Raw genomic sequence first — 24,582 nt, 5'->3', positions numbered from 1 at the left:
AAAAGTTTCTTAGCTTCATTTCTTCACCATAAGGCGACGCTCGATCCAGCCTAGAGCAAAATCGGCACTGAGAGCCATGATCGCAGCGGGAATTGCGCCAGCCAAAATTAGTTGACTATCGACCACCGCAACGCCTCGAAAAATCAGTTCACCCAATCCGCCTGCACTGATCGTGGCCGCGATCGTCGCCAAACCCACCCCAATCACCACGGCTAACCGAATACCCGCCAAAATCACGCCCGCCGCAAGCGGAAGCTCGACCTGAAACAACAGTTGGCGATCGGTCATGCCCATTCCTCGCCCCGCTTCGCGAATAGCCGGATCGACGCTGATAATGCCCACATAGGTATTACGAATGATCGGCAGTAAAGAATAAAGAATCAGGGCAACGATCGCCGATCGCGGGCCAATTCCCCCAATCCAGGGCACCGGGATCAAAAAGCCAAGCAGCGCCAAACTGGGCATCGTCTGGATCGCATTCGCAAAACCCAGAATTGGTCGGGTTAACTTTGGCTGGCGGGTGATCAAAATGCCTAAAGGCACCCCAATCAAAACGGCGATTCCGGTAGAAATCAAGACTAGAAATAAATGCTGACCTGATTTTTGTAAAATTTCTTCACCATAGCGGGTCAAAAAATCCATGATCCACCCTTCACGGCTAAGAAGGCTTTGGCTTCGGGATGGGTCGATCGCTCAAATTCCTCCGGCGTTGCCAACACGACCAGTTCTCCAGCCTGCATCAGTCCAATTTGAGAACCGAGCCTGAAGGCTTCTTGAATGTCGTGAGTCACAAAAACAACGGTTTTGCCCAAACGCTGCTGAAGGTCATGAAATTCTCGCTGAATCTCAACCCGCGTAATCGGATCAAGGGCCCCAAACGGCTCATCCATCAGTAATAGCGGCGGATCGGCAGCCAAGGCCCGCGCCACCCCGACTCGTTGCCGTTGACCCCCCGACAGTTGATGAGGATAGCGATCGGCAAACGCTGGCCCCAGACCCACCAGTTCCATCAGTTCCAGGACGCGCGATCGAATTCTCGCTGGCTCCCAGTCTTCTAACGTGGGAACGACACTAATATTGCGGGCAACGGTGAAGTGAGGAAACAAGCCAATTTCTTGAATCACATAGCCAATGCGTCGTCTAAGGGCGATCGGGTTCCACTTCTGCGTCGAAATGCCCTCAACTTGAATCTCTCCAGCCGTGGGATTGAGTAATCGATTGATCAGTCGCAAAGTGGTCGTTTTGCCACAGCCACTCCGCCCCAACAGCACCAGCGTTTCGCCCTGTGGAATGCCAAAAGTGAGCCGAGACACGAGCGATCGAGAATGCAGATCATAGGTCACCTCATGAAACTCAACTGCGTTCCCCATGCCAACTGCCTCGTCTCCTATGGCTTCAAGTATTCTAGAAGAGATGTGAGTCATTCTATGCGCCTGCTCACCCAACTGGGGGAAGGCGGACTTCTGACTCCCACCCTACCTTAAATTTAGATGGAACTCGATCTGGGGCGACAGTGAATGCGGATTCATACTTGCTCGATCGCGCCTGCTCAAAGGATTGCTTCAGTTGTCCGAATTGCCCAATGAGAGAAGCCGAGAATGCTGGTAACGGGGTTGATGGCTCAGAAAATTTTATGTCTCTGAGTACGAGGCGATTCTGGCGTTTTGGTTTGCTCATTGGCGCGATCGCTGTCGCCTACTTTTTGAGTGCCAAATTTGCCTTTTCCCTGGTACAACTGGGCACAGATGCAACAGCTTCGGCGTTCTATCCGCCTGCGGGCATCTCTCTGGCAGCCTTGCTGTTGTTTGGACGATCCGCCTGGGTTGGCGTGGCTCTCGGCGCTTTGCTGTTTGCGCGATCGCTCTCTGGCGTAACTTGGGTGACGGCGATCGGCGCGACGATCGGCAGTACTTTAGAAGCGGTGAGCGGTGAGTTTTTGTTGCAAAGAGTGGGCTTTCGTCCTTCCCTGCGGCGGTTGCAGGATGTGTCTTCATTTGTAGCGATCGGCGCCGCCTTCTCATCGGCAGTCAACGCCACAATCAGCACACTTAACGGCTATTTAGCGGGATTAGTGCCAGAGCAGGGACTTCTTGACAATTGGTGGACTGTCTGGCTGGGAGATGGCGTTGGGATTTTGGTCGTGACTCCTGCTTTACTGACCTGGTTGAGTCAGCCCGTCCAGCGTCGGCCGTCTGTGAGCGCTTTAGTGAAAGCGTGGAGAGAGCATCGATCGTTTCGACGGCGATCGGTCGAAGTGATGCTTTGGCTGGGGTTGCTGATTCTGTGCGCCTGGGTGGTTCTGGTTGCTCCGGGGCGATTGGGTGAGGATGCGTCTGGGCTGGCGCGATACCTGCTTCACTATTTGCCGTTTTTGGTCTTGGGGTGGGCGGCCTTGCGTCTGGGACAGCGGGGAACCGTTTTGAGCAGCTTAATTTTCTCAGCGATCGCCCTTTGGGGAGTTATCCAAAATCGAGACTGGATGCGGGTTGGCGATTCTCAGCAGGCGATTTCTCAGGTGCAGGCGTTTGTCGGGGTGACGACCGTGATGGCGTTGATGTTGGCGGCGGCGATCGCAGAACGTCAGCAGGCAGAAGATCTTTTACGCAAACAAGAAGCTAGTTTGACGAATGCCCAGCGCGTTGCTCAAATTGGCAATTGGGATTGGGATGAGTCTCCGTGTTCGACGCAGATATCGCTGTCCTGGTCAGACGAACTGTATCGAATTTTGGGATACGTACCCCGATCTCTACGCCCCACTCCAGAGAATTTTTTGCGACGGGTACATCACGACGATCGCAATCAAGTAAGACAAGCTTTAGAAAGGGCACGATTGTTGCACAAACCTTATCGGCTGTGTTACCGGATTGTGTTGCCCAACGGATTAGAACGCACGGTCAGCGAACAAGTCGAAGTAAATGGCATGAATATCACGGGAACGGTGCAGGACATTACAGAACAACAGCGGTTGAGTGAGCGCGATCGACTGCTCAATGAAATCACGCTGCAAGTCAGACAGTCACTCCAAATTGAGGAAATTCTCAACACGACCGTGGCTGAAGTGCAGCAGTTTTTGGGGGTCGATCGCGTGTTTTTTTCGCAGTTTGACGAGCGGGGCTATGCCAAAGTTGTTGCAGAATCGGTCGATCCAATCTGGCGATCGGTGCTGGGCACAGAATCTCCGATGAGCATTTTGAATGACGTTCGAGAGACGTTTGGGTTGTCTCATATTCGCGTCAATCACGATTCTGATCAGGCTGAAAAAACCCCTTTTATTAATGCTTACTATGAGCAATATCAAATTCGTGCCAGTATTGCGATCGCGATCTTCCAAGACAATCAAATGTTTGGTGTGTTGAATGTCAATCAATGCTCTGAGGCGCGTCAGTGGCAATCTTTTGAAATTGAACTGTTAGAAAAGTTAGCCACTCAAGTCGAGATTGCAATTCAGCAAGGAACGCTCTATCAGCAAGTTCAAACGCTGGCAAATAGTTTAGAACATCAAGTGACAGAGCGGACACTTCAGCTTCAGCAAAATATGGAGCAGCTTCAGTCCACCAATCAGGTGAAAGATACGCTTCTTCATGCCGTTACTCATGATTTGAGAACACCCATCTTGGGAATGCTCATGGTTTTGAGGCGGTTACAAAACAAGCCCGATCAAGAGATTGTGCTTTCGCGATCGGTTCTCAATTGCATGATTGAAAGTAGCGAACATCAAATTAGCTTAATCCGATCGTTGTCTGAAGCTGGCTCACAAGACACTCAGGAAAATATACTCAGTCGTCAACCCTTTCAATTGTCTGAATTAGTACGATCGGTGCTTTGTGATCTGCATCCTTTATTGATTGAAGACAACGTCCAATTAGAGACTTTGCTATCTGAGAATTTGCCGCTTGTCGTTGCCGATTCTACGAATATCCGTCAAGTTTTAGAGAACTTAATTACGAATGCAGTTAAGCATAATCATCCTGGATTGAGAATTACGATCGCAGTCGAATTAATCGATGGACTGCTGCGCTGTACGATCACAGACAATGGCGTAGGAATGAGTCAAGAACAATGCGCTCAAGTCTTTAAAAAGCCGTATTTGAGAGGATTTCACAATCACCACCTCACCGGACTTGGACTCGGACTCTTTTTGTGTCATCAGATCATCACAGCCCATCAGGGACAAATGGGAGTTGTCAGTTCTCCAAATCTGGGTGCAGCATTCTGGTTTACATTGCCAATTAGCAGGCTTTAAGCAATCAATTTTCAACACCCATTCTGATATTTGAAATTAGTAGCCATCTCGATCAGTTTCTCCTCCTAACACATCCACTGCATAGCGTTCGGGTGCTAACAAAACCTGAATTCCTTTACTTCCACACAAATAGGAGAGGGTTTGTAACAAAGCGAGTTCTTTTTGTTGATTGGGAGCTAACTCCGATCGCTGAACTCTAACGTCTTCGAGCAATTTGGGAAATAAAGGATCAGCTTCTAGAGAGTCCAGAAACTTCTCAAATCCAAGACAGCTTAAGCCATAAATCAGCCGTTTACTCAAGTTAGCGTGAGGGCTAAAAATATAGCCGCCATGCGTGTCAACTTTACCCGTAAAGAAGTCCAGACTCAGAGAAATATAGTCCCAAAAACTAAGAAAAGGTTTGTCGATCGCCTTGCTGACAATACCGATCTCTTTCTCTTGTTGGGTCTTAGGATCAAGGTACTTTTCTTTATAGTTGGTACAGTCGAAATAGGTAAACAATTTAGCGATCGACTTCTGTTTTTCTCCCAGTCCAATTAGTTCTTGTCGAGACGCTAAAGAAGTCCTTTCTCGAATAAACAAGTAGTTCAAAAACGTTGAATCTTTAGCAACCAAATGATCATCAGCAGGTGTTATCAGTTGCCCAGTTTCTGATAGATTAACAATCCCGCCCAAATTACGCTTCCGGTTTTGCAGCTTATTTCTAACATTGACATTTCCCAGACGATAGCCCCCATCACGAGTTTTGGCAGGAAAGGTAAAGTAGTTGGCCGACGTAGAAGCAAGTCGGAGCGCCATATCGCCCTCATTACAAAAGAGATAAGCTTCCTCAAATCGACGCAGAGACGATCGCAGCGTATTCGCTCGACCTGAGATAATCGACTCTGCGGGAATGTCAGGAGCCACCAAGACGAGCTTACTCAATCGAAAGACATTACCAATTTCAGACGAAGGGCACTTATCGCGGTTGTTGACATCCAAATTTCCGATCGAACCGGGGTCAAACACATCAGAAAGAATTCGCATGGCGTTGGTGACAACAAAGGCTCCCATGCTGTGGCCAATAAACGATAACCGCACTTTTTTTTGACTCCAAGCCGCCAGTTTTTGAGCGCGATCGTCACCTTCAGATTGCTCAACTAGTGCACTATCCAACTGTCGAATTAACTCAACAAAATCTGCTACACCATAATTACTTGCTCGGAAAGTATCTCGAAAATAAACGGTCAATCTCAGCGCAACAATCGTCAAAATTGGCGCAACCGCAACCAGCGAAAGAATCAGCAAAACGACAAAACTAAGCAGCAGTTCTAAGCCAGTGTAAACCCTAGATAGCGTGATCAAAATACTGATTAAAGTGCCCACCACGCCTACAATCAGACCCACAATGCCCGATCGCGTCACAAGGCTCATCAGCTTGGGTAAAGCCTGTTTTGCTGCCGCTTGCTTATCTTTAAAGCTGCCCGATTCATCTTCTACAATTTGCTCAGATGGCCAGCGATAGCCGATTGCCAGCAATCCTTTAGGAATCTCTGTATAGTGCTGAGAAATATATTCACAAGTGCTTTTATACCAATATTCAGCCCCTGATCTGGGGGTGTTATAGCCGTGAATCATCACCAGAATTTCGGCATCTTCTTTGTGCTCTTTCAGGTATTGAGTCATTTCATGAATTGCCTGGTCGGGGTCAACTTTTGGATCAGTTTGAGACCGATCTTCTACATTGATGGGGGCAGTGCTGACAACAAAGTAGCCCGGAAACTTCCCATTCTCCACAGCCAATTTTTGAATCGCGAGTAGATGGTTGCTCATCGGTTTTCTGAAGCGACGTTCTGCTATACAAATTTCGTCGCAATCATAGCGCCTTTGCCCCGATTCATTGCCAAACTCTAGAATCATTACATAAAAAATCCTCCCCATTGTGTCAACAGGGAGGAACGATTCGCGAGTCAATTAAGAATCAGCCAAACTTTACAGGTCGTCATCGTCCATTTCGTCATCATCATCGTCGTCGTCAACGCCATCATCAATTAGATCGTCGTCGTCATCTAATACAGGCGAGAACGGCTCGGCATCGACATCAGCGACAGGACTGCCAAAGCTCTCAAAGCTAAAGCTCGGACGCTCATCAAAGCTGTCTAAACCGTAACTGCGAGCCGTGCGATCGTCCAGTACGACATCGGTCAAATCCCCTTCGTCGTCAAAGGCGATCGACCCGTCGTAAGCCATATCCACATCCGGCGTACCCGATTCTTCGTAAGCGTTAAATCCGGTTCCAGCGGGAATTAGACGACCAATAATCACGTTCTCCTTGAGGCCTCGGAGCCAGTCGGACTTGCCTTCGATCGCCGCTTCGGTCAAGACGCGAGTTGTTTCTTGGAAACTTGCTGCCGAGATGAAGCTGTCTGTGTTGAGCGAGGCTTTGGTAATCCCCAACAAGACGGGCGTGTATTCAGCAGGTGCGCCCCCGGTAATCGACATCGCTTCGTTAACCTGATCGATTTGATAGAGTTCGACCAGTTCGCCGGGCAGCATGGTGGTATCGCCCCCATCGTCTACCCGTGCCTTAGAAGTCATCTGACGCACGACAACTTCGATGTGTTTGTCCGAAATATCAATCCCTTGAGACTGATACACCGCCTGCACTTCGTTGACGAGGAAAGTCTGAACTTCTCTCAAGCTGATCATCGATGCATCATGGATGCCGACTGCTTCACGATTGGCTTTGAACAGCACTTCTAGAAGCTCATGGGGGTTGGCGGGGCCGTCTGTGAGCCGTTCTCCTGCCAGAACATGCTGATCATCAGAAATGATCACGTTTTGACCGGGGCCGATCGGATACTCCGTCACCAGTCCGTCTGAGTCAACTACTTTCACTTCTACCGTGTCATCCTCGCCATAGACGACCTGAGCTTTACCGGGACGTTCTGCCAGCACACAGCCTTCTTTGGGCTTACGTGCTTCGAGCAGTTCTTCAATTCTCGGCAGACCTTGAATGATGTCTCCCGTTTTGGTGCGCTCAAAAATCAGCAACACCAGGTTGTCACCCCGTTGCACCAGATCGCCATCATCGACGTGAAGAACGGCACCCGGAGACACGCGATAAGGACGAGCAATCCGCATTCTGATCTGAGAATCGCTAACCTCAAGCACCTGTCCTGACTCTTCGAGGAGCATTCCCGGTGCGAGCTGTGCCCCCGACACGAGGAGATCTCCTGCTTTGACGGTGGGTGTTTTGCCTTTGGTGTCGATCGCGATCGTGTCCGCTTCTCTCACCACCAAAATCCGCCGAATCGCCTCACTGCCCTGGCGAATCCCCTGCACTTCTCCGGCTTCTTTACACTGAATTTCAGTCCGAGCGACGACGGCACCTGGGCCAATCTGGTCGCCATCTTTGACCAAAACGCGCGTGTGCGTACTGCCCTGAGTCGTGTCTGCTGAGATGTCCCGACGAATCACTAGCGATTCGAGAATCACCAGTTGCAGGCGCATCAGTTCTGGGTCAGTGGTGTCAGCAACCAGCTCAATATCAGCAGCCAGTTGCGGGGTGTCTTTGTCGATTTCGAGAACCAATTGAGTCCGCAGCAAATCTAACCCTTCAACTGATTTGACGCGCTCACCATCCTTGAACGGTAGACGCTGAATGGCTCTGAGACGAATCGATCGCCCAGCTTCTTCACTCGTCGATTCTTGGCTGGGGACAGACGGCTCATTGGGAACCGTAAACTCAGTGACTCGACGCAGCAGCATCGCCGGCCCTTCAGGAGTTTCGACATACTCCGCATAGCGAAGCTCATCGACGACCAACCCTGGCATAACTTGCTGACCCGGATTCACCAGCGTCGCTTCTTTGGTGATAACTTCATCCAGGTTGTCGATCATGTGCAGTTCGCCGGGCTTGATCACAATCTCCCGAAGAATGTCATTTTTCTGAGTCACCTCGACGACTCCGTTGCTCTGGCAGAAGATGTCTTTAACGACTTCCGTACCAGCTTCAACGTACTGACCATCTTCGACCATCAACAGAGAAATGTCCTTGTTGACTTCGTGGGCCTCTTCCGGAATCCACAGCAGCGTTCCGCCCTGAACGACTTCATACCCCTGTTTGGCTTTGCCTCGCTTGGCAATTTCCACACCAGAGTATTTAATGATGCCGCCCGTGTTGGTGCGATAGCGATCGTCGATCAGTTCCGCGACAACTTGACTGTTGGTGACTTGAGTTCCGGGGGTGGCTTTGAGTGAGAAAAGCTGGCCGCCTGTGGTTTCTAATAGATACTGGTCACGCCCTTGATGGCTTTCAACCCGCACTCTCGCCTGATCCAGCATCACAGAAGCCGTAATAATCTCGACTTCTCGCCCGCCTTTTCCTTCACCGACTTCCGGGAGACGCACCACGCCGCCATTTTCAGTAACGAGCTTGGTTTCCGCAATCACCCCGTTTGCCTGGACGCGATCGCCATTCTTGACCGCAGGTTCTGCACCCGGTGGCAGGTTATACACTTCGCCAGAAAGAATCCAAGTCAAACCGCCCCTTTGGGCGATGCGCGTCGTGTTCCCCTGACGGTCTTTCTTCTCTTCGGGCACCAGGTCTTCAAACTTGACTTCACCTGCCAAGTCAGAAGCTACGTCTTTGGCAGCTTTTTCAGTCGTTTTGCGACCGCGACCCGTTAAGGGGACTTCTGCCAAAATCTGTCCGGTTTTGACGTGCTGACCATCTTTGACCATCAGCGTCGCGCCTTGAGAAACCGAGAAGACTTGCTGGAGGCTACCTTTTCCTTCCAGCGTGATCTTGATATCGGAGCCAGCCGATTCCACAATCAGCGCATCTTCGCCGTGACGGGTTCTCAAAGGTCGAGTTCTCAGTCGTTTGGGAACGCGCATCACGCCATCAAATCCAGCTTTCTCCTGACGCGCCATCTCACCCGTAAACACCCCGCCCGTGTGGAATGTCCGCATTGTAAGCTGGGTGCCAGGTTCCCCGATCGACTGAGCCGCAATAATCCCGACCGCTTCCCCAATGTCCACCAGATGGGCGTGTGCCAGACTCCAGCCATAGCAAAGCTGACAAACGGAACGAGCCGCTTCACAGGTCAGAGGCGATCGCACCACAATCTGGGCAATCTTTGCTCTGCCGATCTGCTCCGTCATCTCGTTAGAAATGGCTTCGTTGCGCTTGACGATCACTTCGCCTGTCTCAGGATGCAGCACGTCTTCAGCAGCGACTCGTCCCAGAAGTCTGTCCTTGAGGGGAATAAGAACGCGATCGCCATCCATCATCGGCAGGGCCGGAATGCCTCGTTCCGTACCACAGTCGAGTTCGCGCACGATCACATCTTGCGAAACGTCCACCAATCGACGGGTCAGATAGCCGGAGTCAGCCGTCCGCAGTGCCGTATCTACCAGTCCTTTGCGGGCACCGTAGGAGGAGATGATGTACTCAGTCACGGTCAGACCTTCCCTAAAGTTAGTCTTAATGGGCAAGTCAATAATTTCCCCCTGCGGGTTTGCCATCAAGCCGCGCATTCCAACCAACTGACGCACCTGAGAGATGTTTCCTCTGGCACCAGAGAAGGCCATCATGTAGACCGAGTTAAGGGGGTCGTTCGATCGAAAGTGTTTGACCACTTCGTCTTTGAGTTCTTCACTGGCCCCGTTCCAGGTGTCAATTACTTTTTGGAACCGTTCCACTTCGGTGATTTCGCCGCGAGTGTAGCGATCCTCAGTGTCACGAATCGTTTCTTCGGCTGCATCTAGCAACTGACGCTTACTCGGTGGGATTTGCAAGTCATCCACACTGATCGAAACCCCTGCTTTGGTGGCATACCGGAAGCCCAAATCTTTGAGCAAATCCGCCATCTGAGCTGTCCGAGCCGTCCCGTAGTTGGTGAACGACCACGCGATCAAATTGGTCAACTGCTTTTTGCTGACCACATAGTTGCGAAAAACATGCTTATCTGAATTCTGTGCCATTATTTGCCCCGCTTCTACTGTTTTAGATTTGCGCGATCGCTCAAAAATCTGAAATTGTCAAACCTGACGCTCGTGGGCTTTGGACGTTAGACAGGGGACTCTAGGCGGCACGATTTGAATCGCCTAAAGCCCAACCTCTCAAACGTTCTAAAGTGCCAGTGCTTCCTGAATCGTTTTGTTGAGAATGATCCGCCCTGGTGTAGTTTTGACGTACTGCGAAATGAGAACACCGTCTGCATCAACGCGAACGCGACGATCGCTGTAGGTGCGGGTGACGATTCCATCGGGTGTCGTCTCTTCGCTGATCAATTCGGGATCTTCTGGGTCGATTTTGCCGTCGTAACGCACCCAAACATAGGCGTGGAGGTCAACTTTCTTCTGCTCGTAAGCGTTGATCGCGTCCTCCAAGTTGGCAAAATAGGTGCCTGCACCTTCCTGCCCGGCCAGATTTTCGGTCGTCAGGTAGTAGCAGCCCAACACCATATCTTGGCTAGGCGTGATGATCGGTCGCCCCGTTGCGGGAGAAAGAATGTTGTTAGAAGCCAACATCAGCAAACGAGCCTCCGACTGCGCTTCGATCGACAGGGGAACGTGAACCGCCATCTGGTCACCGTCAAAGTCAGCGTTAAACGCCGGACAAACGAGAGGATGAAGCTGAATCGCTCGACCATCCACCAAAATCGGCTCAAAGGCTTGAATCCCCAGTCGGTGCAGTGTCGGGGCGCGGTTGAGGAAAACGGGGTGGCCTTCGATCACCTCTTCCAAGACTTCCCAGACGGTTGGATCGTTGCGCTGAATTAGCTTCTTCGCCGCTTTGATGTTGTTGACCAATCCCTGACGAATCAGACGGTGGATCACAAAGGGCTGGAATAGCTCGATCGCCATTTCTCTCGGCAGTCCGCACTGGTGAATCTTCAGTTTCGGCCCAACCACGATTACAGAACGTCCCGAATAATCAACCCGCTTACCCAAAAGGTTTTGCCGGAATCGACCCTGTTTCCCTTCAATAATGTCAGAGAGGGATTTAAGCGGACGGTTATTTGCGCCAACCACAGTTCGACCGCGACGACCGTTATCAATCAGGGCATCGACCGCTTCCTGAAGCATCCGTTTTTCGTTACGAACAATGATTTCAGGCGCGAGAATTTCCTGCAAACGGGCGAGTCGGTTGTTGCGGTTGATGACGCGACGATACAGATCATTCAAGTCGGAGGTGGCAAACCGTCCCCCATCCAACTGCACCATCGGACGCAAGTCAGGTGGAATCACCGGGATCACGTCCAACACCATCCAATCAGGACGAGAACCTGTAGCGATGAAGTTGTCCATAACGCGCAGACGCTTGATCAACTTGGCGCGTTTTTGCCCTTTGGAGACGGCAATCTCTTCGCGAAGCTGCTCGGCTTCCGTATCCAAATTAATGTCTTGCAGCAAACGTTGCAGCGCCTCCGCCCCAATTCCCACTTCAATGCCTGAGAGCTTAGAATCTTCGCTGTAAAGTTCGTCTTCGATCTCAATCCACTGATCTTCGGTCAGCAGTTGCTTATAAGTGAGATTTTCCGCATTGCCCGGATCGAGAACGACATAGGCATTGAAGTAAACGATCTGCTCCACATCCCGCAAAGGCATGTCTAACAAGATCGCCATGTAGCTGGGAATCCCTTTGAGATACCAGACGTGAGCGACCGGAGCCGCCAGTTTGATATAGCCCATGCGGTGACGACGCACCCGAGACTCGGTGACTTCAACGCCGCAGCGTTCGCAGACAATCCCGCGATGGCGCACCCGCTTATATTTACCGCAATGACATTCCCAATCCTTTGCAGGCCCAAAAATCCGCTCACAAAACAAGCCATCCATTTCGGGCTTGAGGGTGCGGTAGTTAATCGTTTCTGGCTTGGTGACTTCACCCACGACCTGACCATTGGGCAAAGTTCTCTCTCCCCATTGGCGAATGCGATCGGGAGATGCCAGACCGATTTTAACGTAGTCAAATCGCTGCTCTAGCTTTGGCATCGCGTAATTCTTCCTTAATATTCGATTGGCGCTAAAGGGTGAAAGGGTGAGTCTTGAGCAGCTTGAGTCGATCAAAGCCACCCAAAACTCAGCGCATTTCTAGTCTTCGTCGTCGTCCATCGCATCGCGCGAAATGGATTCATAGGTCGGTCGAGAAGGCGCGCGGCGACTGTTCACATCCGCCATCAAGTCAACTTCCATGTCTTTACTGCTGCCGTCTTCCTTGGTTTCCACCTTGTGAACTGCAACATCAAGACAGAGCGACTGAAGTTCGCGCATCAGCACCTTGAAGGATTCGGGCGTGCCCGGACGAGGAATGGCTTTGCCCTTGACGATCGCATTCAGCGCTTCGTTTCGTCCCTGCATGTCGTCTGACTTCACCGTCAGCAATTCTTGCAGCGTATAAGCGGCTCCAAATGCCTCCAGCGCCCAGACTTCCATTTCTCCAAATCGCTGTCCGCCTTGTTGAGCTTTACCGCCGAGAGGCTGCTGTGTGACGAGCGAGTAGGGGCCGGTCGAGCGAGCGTGAATCTTGTCGTCAACCAGGTGAACCAGCTTCAGCATGTAGGCTTTGCCGACCGTAACGGGGCGATCGAAGGGTTCACCAGTCCGCCCATCGTAGACCTGAATTTTGCCAGGGTTGTCGGGGTTAAACAGCCAGTAGCCATCTTGTCCGCCCGTGGATTTGATTCGTTTGTCTTGAGCTTCACTGATCTTGCCGTGAACGGTTTCTCTGGACTTTTCTTCTCCGTGCATTTCATCAAACGGCACGATTTTGAAGCGCATATCCAGATTTTCTGCCGCCCAGGCCAACAGGCACTCGTAGACTTGACCCACATTCATCCGGCTGGGCACACCCAGGGGATTCAACACGATATCAACGGCGCGACCGTCGGGGAGATAAGGCATGTCTTCGAGCGGCAAAATCCGGGAAACAATCCCTTTATTACCGTGACGACCCGCCATCTTGTCTCCGACTTGAATCTTCCGCTTTTGAGCCACATAGACGCGAACGACCATGTTCGCCCCTGGCGGCAATTCGTCGCCCTGCTCACGGGTAAAGACTCGCACATCAACAATCCGACCTTTTTCACCGTTGGGGACTCGCAGCGAGTTGTCGCGCACGTCTCTCGCTTTTTCACCAAAGATCGCCCGCAGCAGCTTTTCTTCAGGCGGCTGATCCGATTCTCCTTTAGGAGTCACTTTGCCGACGAGAATATCGCCCGATTCAACCCAGGCCCCAATGCGAATGATCCCCGTTTCATCCAGGTGACGCAGCGCATCTTCCCCAACGTTGGGAATTTCTCGCGTGATTTCCTCGGGCCCCAGCTTGGTCTGACGTGCCTCAATCTCAAATTTCTCAATGTGAATCGAGGTGTAAACGTCTTCCTGCACTAGGCGTTCGCTAATCAGAATCGCGTCCTCGTAGTTGTAGCCTTCCCACGGCATGTAGGCAACGAGAATATTCTGACCGAGTGCCAGTTCGCCTTTTTCAGTAGCGGAACCATCTGCCAGAATCTGCCCCGCAACGACCTTATCGCCAATAAAGACGATCGGGCGCTGGTTGAGACAAGTATCCTGGTTCGATCGCTGGTACTTTTGCAGCGAGTAGGTGATCTCTCGGTTGGTCTGCGAATCACGCACCCGAATGTTGTCCGCATCGACAAACGTAACTTCACCATCGGTGCGGCTGACGATCACCATCCCAGAGTCACGGGCTGCCTGCGCTTCTAGACCAGTACCCACCAAAGGACGCTCAGGACGCAACAGAGGAACCGCCTGCCGTTGCATGTTGGAACCCATCAACGCTCGGTTCGCATCATCGTGCTCCAAAAAGGGAATCAGCGACGTTGCCACAGAAATAATCTGCACCGGGGAAACCGCTACAAAGTCCACTTCTTCAGGCGTTGCAGTCGTGAAATCTTGCCGATAGCGGACGGCAACCGATTCGCCGACGATCCGACCGTCTTCATCCATCGTGATGTCACCCGCTGCTACCCGCAGATCATCTTCTTCATCTGCCGTCATGTAGAGGGGAGCGACATCTCTGAGAACTCGTCCGTTTTCAACTTTGTAGAACGGCGTTTCGATGAAGCCGTAGGCGTTCACTTTAGCGTGGGTCGCTAGAGAACCGATCAGACCTGCGTTGGGGCCTTCTGGCGTTTCAATCGGACAAATCCGGCCATAGTGAGACGGGTGAATATCCCGCACTGCGAAGCCTGCCCGTTCTCGCGTCAAACCGCCTGGCCCTAATGCGCTGAGACGACGTTTGTGAGTCAACTCTGCCAAAGGATTTGTCTGATCCATAAACTGCGAGAGTTGAGAGGAGCCAAAGAACTCCTTAATCGCAGCTACCAACGGTTTAGGGTTGACTAGAGAAGCAGGCGTGAGCGAATCAGCATCCGAGACCGTCATCCGTTCCCGAATGATTCGTTCTAATCGATTTAGACCAACCCGCACCTGATTTTGCAGTAGCTCACCAACCGATCGCACCCGCCGATTGCCCAGGTGATCGATGTCGTCAATGCTGCCGATGTCAAATTCTAGGTTGATCAGGTAGTCGATCGACGACAAAATATCTTGCGGAGTCAGGACGCGAACCGTTTCTGGCACGTTGAGACGCAGCTTTTTGTTGAGCTTGTAGCGTCCCACTTTGCCCAGATCGTAGCGTTTGGGGTCAAAGAATCGAGATTCTAGCAGTTGAGCACCCCCTGAAACGGTGGGAGGCTCACCCGGACGCAGCTTGCGATATAGCTCCATCAAGGCTTCTTCTTCGCCAAATTGCCCTTCTTTCTCGATCGTCTTCTGGAAATACTCAGGGTGACGCAGCGCATCAAAAATCTCACCGTCACTCAGTCCCAACGCTTTCAGCAGAACTTGAGCAGACAGTTTGCGAGTTTTGTCAATCCGCACCCACACCAGGTCATTTTTATCCGTCTCAAACTTCAGCCACGCACCCCGGTTGGGAATCAAGCTCGCGTTGTAGGCGCGTCGTCCGTTTTTGTCGGTTTCTGACTTGTAGTAAACACCGGGACTGCGAACAATCTGGTTCACAATGACCCGTTCAGCACCGTTGATAATAAAGGTGCCGCGATCGGTCATCAAAGGCAAGTCACCAATAAAGACTTCTTGCTCTTTAATTTCACCCGTCTCCTTGTTAATCAGGCGGGTTGGAACGTACATTTGTACTGCGTAAGTACTATCTCGACGTTTCGCTTCATCAACATCATATTTGGGGCGCTTCAGCTTAAAGTCCTTCCCTAAAAAGTGAAGCTCTAGCTTGCCGGTGTAGTCTGTGATCGGCGAAAAACTGTCGAGTTCTTCGATCAAGCCTTCTTCGAGAAACCAACGGAAACTAGCCCGCTGGATCTCAACTAAGTCTGGCAAAACAAAGGCGGGGGTGTTGTAGGTAAGCTCAGTCATGCGTCTCCTCAGAAGGGTCACGCCCAGCGCGAACCCCGAATTTTATTACTATTTGCACAAATAAGTCAATGCAAAAAAGTTTGGAACTCCCAAAGGAAATCCAAAAAAATGAAGTATTCAGTTGTAGGGTGTAATAGCCAGTGTGGTCTCCAGTTCTTCCAGGGTCGATGGATGAGGTTTGTGAGCGCCCATGCCGTTAAACTTTATTGAGGAAGATAAAGCTTGTGGAAAATTGCTTTTCGATCGTTCTATTTTGCACTCTCAACCATTATGGCGCAGCATTTACGTTTTGTGGCTTGACTTATCCACGAATTTGTGGGACCTGTTTGCGATGATCAGGTAAAAATAGGGTGATGGGGGGTGAAGAACCGCAACAATTTGTAAAGTCTCCTATTTCAGCATCGGCAACGCCAATTGAGGCACCGTCAATCCGAAGAGAGGCACCGTCAATCCGAAGAGTTGACAAGCATTTTTGGTCGTTTGGGCTGCAAGTTGCTCCAGAGGAATTTCTCGCAGTTGGGCAACCTGTTGAGCAGTGTACTGAACGTACGACGGTTCGTTTCGTTTTTCGCCCCGCTTGGGGACAGGCGCTAAGAACGGACAATCGGTTTCGATGAGAAGTCGATCGCCCGGCACCATTTTTGCCGATTCCTGAATCTGAAGAGCTTTTTTGAACGTGACTGTTCCGCTAAAACTAATGTAGAAACCCAGATCAAGAAACCATTGAGTTTCTTCAGGAGTGCCGCCCCAGCAGTGCATTACGCCTTTTACCGGCCCATTTTTTTGCCAAAATCGCTGCAACAACTCGGCCATCGGTGCCGCCGCATCTCGACAGTGAATGATCACGGGCAGATTCAAAGATTGAGCGATCGCCAACTGTGCCTCAAAGGACTGAAACTGCTGTTCTCGGTTCGCTGCTTTGAAGAAATCTAGCCCAGTTTCTCCGATCGCCACCACGCGCTGATCTGACTTCGCCAACGTCAAAATCTGCTGAGAAGAATCCGCCGTCCATTTTTCTTCGACATCCAGAGGATGCAGCCCCACCGCAAAAGAGAGTTCGGGGAAGCGATCGGCGAGTTGTTGAATTCCAGCAAATTCGCTTGGCTCGACGCAAGAGTGAACAAGATGAACGACTCCCGCTTCTCGCCAACGACGAGCTATCGCATCCAAATCGGGCTGGAATGCGTCAAAGTTGATATGAACGTGGGTGTCAATCAGTTGCATGAGGGAAGTCAAGACAGAAAATCAAGTTCTCAACCGAAATCAAGAACTCTACTTTATCTTTATTTCTTCAATCTCGTGCGAAGGGAGCGACCTCTTCGAGTCACCTGTAAGGGACTTCTAGGAAACAGTACTCGCCGCCACTTTAGTCTTCAGCGCTTTTGCGAGACGCGCCTTACGACGGGCACCCGTGTTGGCATGAAGAACGCCCCGCTTCACCGCTTTGTCAATCTTGCTGTAAGCAGATGACATCGCCGACTGGACTTCCTTCTCGGTTTCGGGAGTTGGTTGAGCCGCATGGGTATCAACAGCAGTCAGAAATTTTTTCATCAGCGTCCTAACGGCTGACTTGTAAGCTTTGTTACGCAGACGGTTGCGTTCTGCAATTTTGACGCGCTTTTGTGCGGATTTGATGTTTGCCACAATAAATCTCAGAAGAACTTTATCTAGAGTTGGACATAGAAATCGCTAGATAAATTACTATAGCATCAACCTTCAACGATGGGATGATCCCTGAAAAATCCAGGTTAAGCTAGAGAAACGAGCGTGGGTTTGCCTAGCCTGTATGGTCGCTAGAATGCTCCAAACCCCTTTCTCGATCGGGTTATCTCAAGACTGACACTCCTAACTCCATGCTGCGAATCATTACTCAGTGGGCTGAGGCTAGAACAGAACTGCGACGGATCTGCGATCGCACTCATGACGATCAAGTTGTGCATAAGGAAGCGACAGTCCGGGAGGTACTGCAAGCCGTTAAGCGACAGGGCGATCGGGCGGTGTTAGATTACACCTTGGAATTCGATCGTCAAGATCTAAAACCAGAAGACCTGCGAGTCAGTGGCTCAGAACTGGATGCTGCCTACCAACAAGTTTCTAAAGAGTTGTTGACCTCGATCCAGTTTGCTAGAGAGCAGATCGAGTCCTTCCATCGACAACGGGTGCCCAAGAGCTGGGTGCATTTTGGCGAGGATGAGGTCGTCTTGGGGAAACGGTATACGCCCGTCGATCGAGCGGGACTTTACGTTCCCGGTGGTCAGGCCTGTTACCCCAGTACTGTCTTGATGAATGCCGTTCCTGCGAAGGTGGCTCAAGTGCCTCGAATTGTCATGGTCACTCCTCCAGGCAAGGATAAGACCATCAATGCAGCCGTTTTGGTCGCCGCTCAAGAGGCCGGTGTTACAGAAATTTATCGAGTTGGGGGAGCGCAGGCGATCGCCGCTCTGGCCTACGGGACTGAAACGATTCCCAAAGTGGATGTGATTACTGGCCCTGGAAACATCTATGTGACGCTGGCCAAAAAGTTGGTTTATGGAACGGTAGGAATTGATTCTCTAGCGGGCCCCTCTGAGGTGCTGATCATTGCAGACGAGACGGCGAATCCAGCGTTTGTAGCGGCGGATATGCTGGCTCAAGCAGAACATGACGCGATGGCGGCGGCGATTTTGTTGACGACCGATGCGACTCTGGCGCGAAAAGTGGTGGATGAAGTCGAGCGGCAACTGATTGACCATCCCCGGCGGATTTTGACCGAGAAAGCGATCGCGCATTATGGACTGGTGGCGATCGTCGATTCTCTGGAGGCAGCGGCCGATCTCTCCAACGATTTTGCGCCTGAACACCTGGAATTGGAGGTGGACGACCCGTGGAGCTTGCTGCAAAATATTCGTCATGCGGGAGCGATTTTCTTGGGCAGTTCGACTCCTGAAGCGGTGGGTGACTATTTGGCAGGGCCAAACCACACGTTGCCGACTTCTGGATCGGCTCGCTATGCGTCGCCCTTGGGAGTCGAGACGTTTTTGAAGCATTCCAGCTTGGTGCAATATTCGCAGACGGCTTTGGAGAAAGTGGCGAAAGCGATCGATCATCTAGCGACAGCGGAGGGGTTGCCTTCTCACGCAAATTCCGTCCGCTTGCGAGTTCGTGGCAATCTCAAACCTGACGCTTAACTGCCATGTCTCCGGTTAAAACGAGTCTAGTGGATGCGATGACGGGAGAGGTGATCATTGTTCCGCCGACTGATCTGTACAGTGATGAGCCTCCCTTGGAAACTGACTGGCATCGAGAACAGGTTGAGCTATTGTTGGCTTGCCTGAAGGCGTGGTGGCGGGAGCGATCGGACTTCTACGCTAGTGGAAATTTGACGATCTACTTCAACGAAGATCAAATCAAGTCACGCGATTTTCGAGGGCCTGACTTTTTTGTAGTGTTGGGGACTGATCCACATCCGCGCAAGAGTTGGGTGCTGTGGGGAGAGGATGGCAAGTATCCCAATGTGATTGTCGAGATGTTGTCTGCAAGTACGGCGACGATCGATCGCACCACCAAAAAGCAACTCTATCAAGACACGTTTCGCACGCCTGAATATTTCTGGTTTCATCCAGAGACGCTGGAATTTCAGGGATTTTGCCTGACTTCTGGCGAGTATCAACCGATCGAACCTAACGAGCAAGGCTGGCTGATCAGTCACCAGTTGAATCTGTATCTGGGAGTTTTTGAGCAAAAGTTACGGTTTTTTACTTTAGAAGGCGAGTTGGTTCCCAGTCCACAAGAGATAGCAGCACGGGCAGAAGAGAAGGCAGCGCAAGCAGAAGAGCGAGCGAGCAAGGCGGTTGGAGGAGAGGCTGCGATCGCTGGGCGTTAACCCTGATGAATTGGAGTAGATTTAGCTAGTCGGTGTCTCGATCGCCCTCCTCAAGATCTGGTGGGTCAAACACGACGATAAAAGTAGCATTCGGGATGAGACGACGAAACACTTGCGCGTAACCATCTGCATCTGATTTTGAAGCGCAACGAGCGACCGTAATGCGCTGCATATTTTCGAGCAGCCGAATCACAACAGCCCATCGTCTTAAACGATCGCCATACGACATAATTTTTTCACCTGACGCTCTGTTGATATTTAAGTCAACACTATTCTGGCATACGTTGACTTAAATATCAACATTTACTAGCTCCTGATCCTCTGACACGATCAAGGGCATGGGAAGAGCAGGAAAAGCCCTCAAACAGGCACTAGCAGCGCACAAGATTAGTCAGAACAAACTCGCGGTCATCTTGAGAGTCGATCGAGCCGTCGTCAATCGGTGGTTTCATGAACAGGTAGACCCCAACGCAGAAACGGTTGCGGAGATCGTCAAAGCTCTAAAAAGTATTAGTCCCGATGCAGCAGAGGAATTTATCAAGCTGTATCTGGGGGATTTGATGCGAGAGGATGAGAGCTTGGATGAAGAGAACTGAGAGATAAGCCGCTCAGAAATATCATGACTGCGATCGCTCCCAACTTCTCCAACCAATCCACAGCCTAAAGGACTCCTGTGCGATCGCTGGCTGATTCTCTCTTACGATAGTCGCGTCGTTTTGCTGTTCTCGCTAGTTTGTATCTGTTATGGGATTGAACTAGGAAACTTGGTTATGCAAACGACAGAATCACCTGCCCTGACTGCAAAGTTAGAGCGAGTAGGCGGTATTTTACGCATTGTGGGCTGGGTCGGGGTTTGGATTGACCTGGCCTTTACTGCCGCGATCGTGCTGTTGTTGCTCTTTGCGATCGTCGGTCGAAGCTTTAATCTAGCCACCTTCACGATTCCTGCGATTCCAGGGACGGGCATTGATCCGGCAGTTCAAGGGACAACTCCTGGGATTGGAATTGGGATTTTTTGGGCGGTGGGTGGCTTATTGGTGCTGTTGTTTAGCACTTTTTTGGCGTATCGGCAGACTCGTTTTGCTAGAAGGCTGCGTAATCCAAATCCTGAGACTCATCCCCCTAAAGGTGAAGTTCTGCAACTGCTGCGTCTGGGTGCGCTGGTTGGATTTGTAGGAATGTTTGTCACTATTGTGGGCGGCATTTCAATTTTGAGCGTACTGCTGGCAAAAACAATTGCGCTGCCTCAAGGAGCCGCCATCTATGCCCCAACTCGAATGATTCGATCGATCGACATTTTTGTGGCGTTAGCAAATATTCTCGGCATTGCCGCCCACTTTGCCGGAACGGTCGCTTCTGCAAGTGTGTTTGAGTGGCTACACCGACAGTAGACCGTTGGTGAAATTGGATCCTACACTGTGATATTCAATAGGATCACTACCAAGCGATCAATGTCGGCTGGGATGGACATCGGCGAGTCTATGGTTTGCATAAACAGCATTGTCGCGATCGCACCCCTTCAACTCACAAATTGCACTGAGGGACTTCAACGATCTCGAAGAGATATCTGCTAAGGCAGATCGCGCAACAATCTCAGAATTCGGCGGAGGAAAAATCGAATTTTCCGCAACAGTCGCAAAATTAGCGGGGCTTTCTACCGGGACAGTGGAACGCCTGACATCGCTTTTAATTAACGTGAATTCGATGGAATTTTTTCGCTTCGTTCTTCAGCGCTTCTGCCCCCCAACCCCCCAATTTTGGGGGACTTTCAGACAAGATCTTGGGTTCAAAGTCCCTCACTCGTGGGGGATTTAGGGGGCTGCCTGGATTCACAACCGCAGCGAAAGATTTGATCGAATCCACGTTTAATTAAATAGAGAGACTCGATTCATAATCGCTCAATTTCACTCGTCTGATTGCCCAAAGAGCGTCTCGATATCCCTTCGCCCGTTGATTACTCTGACCACTTCGATCCCGTCTGGCAGAGGATAATAAAACACGCAATAATCATCGACCACAAAGCCTCGAAGATCTGGCGCAAGTTCCTCATAGCGTTTCCCCAGCAATGGAAAATCCGCCACTAATTTGCATTTCTGTCGAATCCGATCGAACAGCCGAGAAGCTACAGCAGAATCAATTTGCGTCAACCCATCACAGACCGTTTCCAAATCTCGAATCGCATCGGGCGAGAACGTACGTATATTGACTCACGATTGCGAGGAAGAGTGCTGTCGGATTCTGGCTTGAAGTCGATCGAAGACTGCTTCGCCCTCTACCCCCTCTCCATTTCGCAATTGCTCTGTGCCAGATTGAATCTTTTGACGCAACTCTGCTAATCGCTTCTCTCGGTCAGCAAAGATTTCTAACGCAGCATTGATCACATCCTCTGCGCTGGCAAACCGACCTGTCTGAATTTGGGCCTGAACAAATTTCTCGTTGTCAGGATTGAGAATAATACTCATGGCTTGAGTCCTCGCGATAGTCTCATCATAGTTGCTCTATCAATGATTGAAACTCAGACAGACTGAGTGTTCAACGATCTCGAAGAGATATCTGCTAAGGCAGATTGCGAAACAATCTCAGAATTTGCCGGAGGAACGAAAGCTTCGCTACACTTCGTGCTCGGACTTGTCGCAACAGTCGCACAATTAGCGGGGTTTTCTGCTGAGACGATCGATTGCCTCTGGATGACCTCTGAGTAAAATAGAGAATGCGATCGCACAGAGGACAGAATGGCAGCAAAAGATCTGTTTCATCAGGCAGTGAAGGCTGCATTACAAAAAGAACAGTGGGTTGTCACTGATCCATTTAAGCTTGATGTGGGAGGAACTAAATTTGAGATTGACTTGGGGGCAGAAAGGCTGCTGGCGGCGGATCGAGCAGAGGAGAAAATTGCAGTTGAGGTGAAATCATTCTTAGGAGATTCTCCGCTGACCGATTATCATGCGGCATTGGGGCAATTTCTCAACTATCGCCTCGCATTAGACTTGAAAGAACCGGATCGATTCCTGTATCTGGCAGTGCCGATCGCAGTGCATGAGTCGTTTTTTCAGCGAGAGTTTGCTCAAATTTCAGTCGAACGGTATCAAATTAGCCGATTGGTCTATGACCCAGTTCAAGAGGTGATTGTGCAATGGATCAAACTTTAGAAAACTATCGACGGTTGATTCAAGCGTATCTGAGCGAGTATGTGTCAATGCCGATCGCGAATGGTGAAATTGAATCCTACACGGTTTTTGATACTCAACAGGATCACTACCAAGCGATCAATGTCGGCTGGGATGGACATCGGCGAGTCTATGGTTGTGTAATGCATTTGGATATTCGAGAAGGCAAGATCTGGGTGCAGCAGAATACTACTGAGCGGCAAATTGCTCATGATTTAATGGCGATGGGTGTGCCAAAAGAGGATATTGTGCTGGGATTTCAAGCCCCAAATATGCGAGTTTATACAGGGTTTGGAGTTGCATAAACAATATTGTTGCGATCGCACCCCTTCAACTCACAAATTGCACTGAGGGACTTCAACGATCTCGAAGAGATATCTGCTAAGGCAGATCGCGCAACAATCTCAGAATTTGCCGAACGATCGCTGTGTTGGAGTGGTCTTATATACTAGGCTCACTGGAATTGGATTGAATGGGATGAAAATGCCATCGGGCCTGGTCATTCAAGAGCAGAAATTGACAAATTATCTCTTGATTTATCAGCCGAAAGATGACAAGTCTGAGTTTCTGGCTGGTGCGGGCTATACGCTTCAAACTTGGCAATTGTTGAGGCAGGATATACTGAGAGCGGTTGAGGGATTGGATGTCGCAGAGACGATCGTAACGGAGTGGGGTACAAGATTTAGGGTCAATTGTCAGTGGAGCGGCTTGAATGGTCGCAGATTGAGAGTGGTGACGATCTGGCAGAGTGACACGGGTTCTGATGTGATTCGGTTTGTGACGCTGTATCCGAATAAGTCTAAGGATGAGCTTGAAGGGCAGGAGGACTAAAAAGTGAGCGATGCGCTATTTCATTGGGTTGTTTTGCTGCGGGATGTGCCGGATGGTGCGGTGAGAGTGGGCGATCGCGGTGTGATTGTGGATGTGTTGCCGTTTTCTGAGGTGCATCAGGAATTGGGCTATACGATCGAGGTGTTTCGGCAGGGTGAGACGGTTGAGGTGGTGTCAGTTCCGGTGTCTTGGGTGGAGGTTTTGCCGGAGGTTTGGGGACAGAAGGACATGAGCGCGATCGCTGCGAGTTGATGTTCGACTGTTTCGACTGTTCGGGGATTCGATCGCGCTATCTTGGCTGGAGTGTATTAGTGGAGCGATCGTGCAGTGATGGATCGACGGAGTGTTCTCAGAATTTGCCGAATGAGCGATCGAGCTTTCCGCAACAGTCGCACAATCAGCGGGGTTTTCTGCCGAGACGGTTGAGTGCGCTGCATTGCCTGACGAACACTTGTCAACCATCGACGAGCGACAACCGTATCAGGATGGTCAGCCCCTAAAATTTTCTCCCGCATCGCTAACGCACGGACGAGCAAAGGTTCTGCTTGCGTCAATCGACCCTGCTCATAGTAAAACGCTCCCAGATTGTTGAGACTGCTTGCCACATCGGGATGGTCGCCTTCAAACAGCCGGTGTCTCATCTCCAGCGATCGCCCATAGAGCGGTTCAGCTTCAGTCAATCGTCCTTGCGCGTTGTAGAGATATGCCAGGTTGTTGAGACTGAGTGCCACATCGGTCTGGTCGCCTTTAAACAGCCGTTGTTTCATCTCCAGTGATCGCACCAAAAGCGGTTCAGCTTCAGTCAATCGTCCTTGCGCGTTGTAGAGTAATGCCAAGTTGTTGAGACTGAGTGCCACATCGGGATGGTCGCCTTCAAACAGCCGGTGTCTCATCTCCAGCGATCGCCCATAGAGCGGTTCAGCTTCAGTCAATCGTCCTTGCGCGTTGTAGAGATATGCCAGGTTGTTGAGACTGCTTGCTACATCGGGATGGTCGCCTTCAAACAGCCGTTCAGTCATCTCCAGCGATCGCCCATAGAGCGGTTCAGCTTCAGTCAATCGTCCTTGCGC

19 protein-coding genes and 1 pseudogene are annotated in these 24,582 nt (G+C 50.7%); 9 read left to right on the top strand and 11 right to left on the bottom strand.

What is annotated here, in order from left to right:
- Nucleotides 1-15 precede the first annotated feature (15 nt).
- Both ACKFKF_RS03775 and ACKFKF_RS03770 read right to left on the bottom strand, forming a co-directional pair.
- On the bottom strand, nucleotides 16-642 hold the full coding sequence (locus ACKFKF_RS03775; protein ID WP_446856850.1) for an ABC transporter permease: 627 nt from the start codon (nucleotides 640-642) through the stop codon (nucleotides 16-18).
- Complete coding sequence (locus ACKFKF_RS03770; protein ID WP_446866450.1) at nucleotides 630-1,424, bottom strand: ATP-binding cassette domain-containing protein; 795 nt, start codon at nucleotides 1,422-1,424, stop codon at nucleotides 630-632. Before ACKFKF_RS03770 ends, ACKFKF_RS03775 begins: the two co-directional genes overlap by 13 nt.
- A 158-nt stretch (nucleotides 1,425-1,582) precedes the next feature.
- Here ACKFKF_RS03770 and ACKFKF_RS03765 point away from each other — a divergent pair, with 158 nt between their 5' ends.
- Entirely contained in the window at nucleotides 1,583-4,243 is a 2,661-nt protein-coding gene (locus tag ACKFKF_RS03765; protein WP_446866449.1) for a sensor histidine kinase, read from the top strand.
- Nucleotides 4,244-4,279: 36 nt separating this feature from the next.
- On the opposite strand, the gene ACKFKF_RS03760 is transcribed toward ACKFKF_RS03765, so the two are convergent.
- The 5 genes and pseudogenes from ACKFKF_RS03760 to rpsT all read right to left on the bottom strand — a co-directional run bounded on the left by ACKFKF_RS03760 (nucleotide 4,280) and on the right by rpsT (nucleotide 17,296).
- Entirely contained in the window at nucleotides 4,280-6,055 is a 1,776-nt protein-coding gene (locus ACKFKF_RS03760) for an alpha/beta hydrolase (RefSeq protein ID WP_446866448.1), read from the bottom strand.
- A gap of 159 nt (nucleotides 6,056-6,214) precedes the next feature.
- Nucleotides 6,215-12,229, bottom strand: a pseudogene (locus ACKFKF_RS03755) (DNA-directed RNA polymerase subunit beta').
- A gap of 99 nt (nucleotides 12,230-12,328) precedes the next feature.
- Entirely contained in the window at nucleotides 12,329-15,652 is a 3,324-nt protein-coding gene (gene rpoB / locus ACKFKF_RS03750; protein ID WP_446856854.1) for a DNA-directed RNA polymerase subunit beta, read from the bottom strand.
- 390 nt (nucleotides 15,653-16,042) lie between these two features.
- Nucleotides 16,043-16,876, bottom strand: a complete 834-nt coding sequence (locus ACKFKF_RS03745) for a TatD family hydrolase (protein ID WP_446866447.1) — start codon at nucleotides 16,874-16,876, stop codon at nucleotides 16,043-16,045.
- Nucleotides 16,877-16,993: 117 nt separating this feature from the next.
- On the bottom strand, nucleotides 16,994-17,296 hold the full coding sequence (gene rpsT, locus ACKFKF_RS03740; RefSeq protein WP_446856856.1) for a 30S ribosomal protein S20: 303 nt from the start codon (nucleotides 17,294-17,296) through the stop codon (nucleotides 16,994-16,996).
- Nucleotides 17,297-17,505: 209 nt separating this feature from the next.
- Here rpsT and hisD point away from each other — a divergent pair, with 209 nt between their 5' ends.
- A complete protein-coding gene (gene hisD / locus ACKFKF_RS03735; protein ID WP_446856857.1) occupies nucleotides 17,506-18,819 on the top strand; it encodes a histidinol dehydrogenase in 1,314 nt (437 codons plus the stop codon).
- Nucleotides 18,820-18,824: 5 nt separating this feature from the next.
- Nucleotides 18,825-19,514 carry a Uma2 family endonuclease gene (locus ACKFKF_RS03730; protein ID WP_446866446.1) on the top strand — a complete coding sequence of 230 codons (690 nt, stop codon included), beginning with the start codon at nucleotides 18,825-18,827 and terminating at the stop codon, nucleotides 19,512-19,514.
- Nucleotides 19,515-19,539: 25 nt separating this feature from the next.
- Here the strand turns inward: ACKFKF_RS03730 and ACKFKF_RS03725 are convergent, their stop codons facing one another.
- Nucleotides 19,540-19,743 carry a hypothetical protein gene (locus tag ACKFKF_RS03725; protein ID WP_446866445.1) on the bottom strand — a complete coding sequence of 68 codons (204 nt, stop codon included), beginning with the start codon at nucleotides 19,741-19,743 and terminating at the stop codon, nucleotides 19,540-19,542.
- A gap of 109 nt (nucleotides 19,744-19,852) precedes the next feature.
- Between ACKFKF_RS03725 and ACKFKF_RS03720 the strand changes: the two genes are divergently transcribed.
- Together ACKFKF_RS03720 and ACKFKF_RS03715 are read left to right on the top strand one after the other, a co-directional pair.
- A complete protein-coding gene (locus ACKFKF_RS03720; protein ID WP_446866444.1) occupies nucleotides 19,853-20,110 on the top strand; it encodes a helix-turn-helix domain-containing protein in 258 nt (85 codons plus the stop codon).
- Between the two features lie 174 nt (nucleotides 20,111-20,284).
- On the top strand, nucleotides 20,285-20,905 hold the full coding sequence (locus ACKFKF_RS03715; protein WP_446866443.1) for a DUF3611 family protein: 621 nt from the start codon (nucleotides 20,285-20,287) through the stop codon (nucleotides 20,903-20,905).
- 513 nt (nucleotides 20,906-21,418) lie between these two features.
- On the opposite strand, the gene ACKFKF_RS03710 is transcribed toward ACKFKF_RS03715, so the two are convergent.
- The gene (locus ACKFKF_RS03710; protein WP_446856872.1) at nucleotides 21,419-21,715 is read right to left on the bottom strand and encodes a type II toxin-antitoxin system RelE/ParE family toxin; all 297 of its coding nucleotides are present in this window, start codon (nucleotides 21,713-21,715) and stop codon (nucleotides 21,419-21,421) included.
- Between the two features lie 6 nt (nucleotides 21,716-21,721).
- On the bottom strand, nucleotides 21,722-21,976 hold the full coding sequence (locus ACKFKF_RS03705) for a type II toxin-antitoxin system ParD family antitoxin (protein WP_446866442.1): 255 nt from the start codon (nucleotides 21,974-21,976) through the stop codon (nucleotides 21,722-21,724).
- Nucleotides 21,977-22,246: 270 nt separating this feature from the next.
- Here ACKFKF_RS03705 and ACKFKF_RS03700 point away from each other — a divergent pair, with 270 nt between their 5' ends.
- From ACKFKF_RS03700 to ACKFKF_RS03685, 4 genes are all read left to right on the top strand, one after another.
- Nucleotides 22,247-22,663, top strand: coding sequence for a XisH family protein (locus ACKFKF_RS03700; RefSeq protein WP_446866441.1), 417 nt, complete (start codon nucleotides 22,247-22,249; stop codon nucleotides 22,661-22,663).
- A complete protein-coding gene (locus tag ACKFKF_RS03695; protein WP_446856863.1) occupies nucleotides 22,648-22,986 on the top strand; it encodes an element excision factor XisI family protein in 339 nt (112 codons plus the stop codon). Before ACKFKF_RS03700 ends, ACKFKF_RS03695 begins: the two co-directional genes overlap by 16 nt.
- A gap of 172 nt (nucleotides 22,987-23,158) precedes the next feature.
- Nucleotides 23,159-23,512 carry a DUF6883 domain-containing protein gene (locus tag ACKFKF_RS03690; protein ID WP_446866440.1) on the top strand — a complete coding sequence of 118 codons (354 nt, stop codon included), beginning with the start codon at nucleotides 23,159-23,161 and terminating at the stop codon, nucleotides 23,510-23,512.
- A 3-nt stretch (nucleotides 23,513-23,515) separates the two neighbouring features.
- Entirely contained in the window at nucleotides 23,516-23,764 is a 249-nt protein-coding gene (locus ACKFKF_RS03685; protein ID WP_446866439.1) for a hypothetical protein, read from the top strand.
- A 56-nt stretch (nucleotides 23,765-23,820) separates the two neighbouring features.
- Here the strand turns inward: ACKFKF_RS03685 and ACKFKF_RS03680 are convergent.
- On the bottom strand, nucleotides 23,821-24,582 hold a 762-nt coding region (locus tag ACKFKF_RS03680), incomplete at its 5' end, for a tetratricopeptide repeat protein (RefSeq protein ID WP_446866438.1).

Source organism: Phormidesmis sp. 146-12, from assembly GCF_052939495.1.
This window is presented reverse-complemented; position numbering and strand designations above follow the sequence as displayed.

What these genes read in the sequence shown, in the direction of transcription:
- ACKFKF_RS03775 (WP_446856850.1), bottom strand. Translation starts at nt 642, where the DNA reads ATGGATTTTTTGACCCGCTATGGTGAAGAAATTTTACAAAAATCAGGT.
- ACKFKF_RS03770 (WP_446866450.1), bottom strand. Translation starts at nt 1,424, where the DNA reads ATGACTCACATCTCTTCTAGAATACTTGAAGCCATAGGAGACGAGGCA.
- ACKFKF_RS03765 (WP_446866449.1), top strand. Translation starts at nt 1,583, where the DNA reads ATGAGAGAAGCCGAGAATGCTGGTAACGGGGTTGATGGCTCAGAAAAT.
- ACKFKF_RS03760 (WP_446866448.1), bottom strand. Translation starts at nt 6,055, where the DNA reads ATGAGCAACCATCTACTCGCGATTCAAAAATTGGCTGTGGAGAATGGG.
- rpoB (WP_446856854.1), bottom strand. Translation starts at nt 15,652, where the DNA reads ATGACTGAGCTTACCTACAACACCCCCGCCTTTGTTTTGCCAGACTTA.
- ACKFKF_RS03745 (WP_446866447.1), bottom strand. Translation starts at nt 16,876, where the DNA reads ATGCAACTGATTGACACCCACGTTCATATCAACTTTGACGCATTCCAG.
- hisD (WP_446856857.1), top strand. Translation starts at nt 17,506, where the DNA reads ATGCTGCGAATCATTACTCAGTGGGCTGAGGCTAGAACAGAACTGCGA.
- ACKFKF_RS03730 (WP_446866446.1), top strand. Translation starts at nt 18,825, where the DNA reads ATGTCTCCGGTTAAAACGAGTCTAGTGGATGCGATGACGGGAGAGGTG.
- ACKFKF_RS03725 (WP_446866445.1), bottom strand. Translation starts at nt 19,743, where the DNA reads ATGTCGTATGGCGATCGTTTAAGACGATGGGCTGTTGTGATTCGGCTG.
- ACKFKF_RS03720 (WP_446866444.1), top strand. Translation starts at nt 19,853, where the DNA reads ATGGGAAGAGCAGGAAAAGCCCTCAAACAGGCACTAGCAGCGCACAAG.
- ACKFKF_RS03715 (WP_446866443.1), top strand. Translation starts at nt 20,285, where the DNA reads ATGCAAACGACAGAATCACCTGCCCTGACTGCAAAGTTAGAGCGAGTA.
- ACKFKF_RS03705 (WP_446866442.1), bottom strand. Translation starts at nt 21,976, where the DNA reads ATGAGTATTATTCTCAATCCTGACAACGAGAAATTTGTTCAGGCCCAA.
- ACKFKF_RS03700 (WP_446866441.1), top strand. Translation starts at nt 22,247, where the DNA reads ATGGCAGCAAAAGATCTGTTTCATCAGGCAGTGAAGGCTGCATTACAA.
- ACKFKF_RS03695 (WP_446856863.1), top strand. Translation starts at nt 22,648, where the DNA reads ATGGATCAAACTTTAGAAAACTATCGACGGTTGATTCAAGCGTATCTG.
- ACKFKF_RS03690 (WP_446866440.1), top strand. Translation starts at nt 23,159, where the DNA reads ATGAAAATGCCATCGGGCCTGGTCATTCAAGAGCAGAAATTGACAAAT.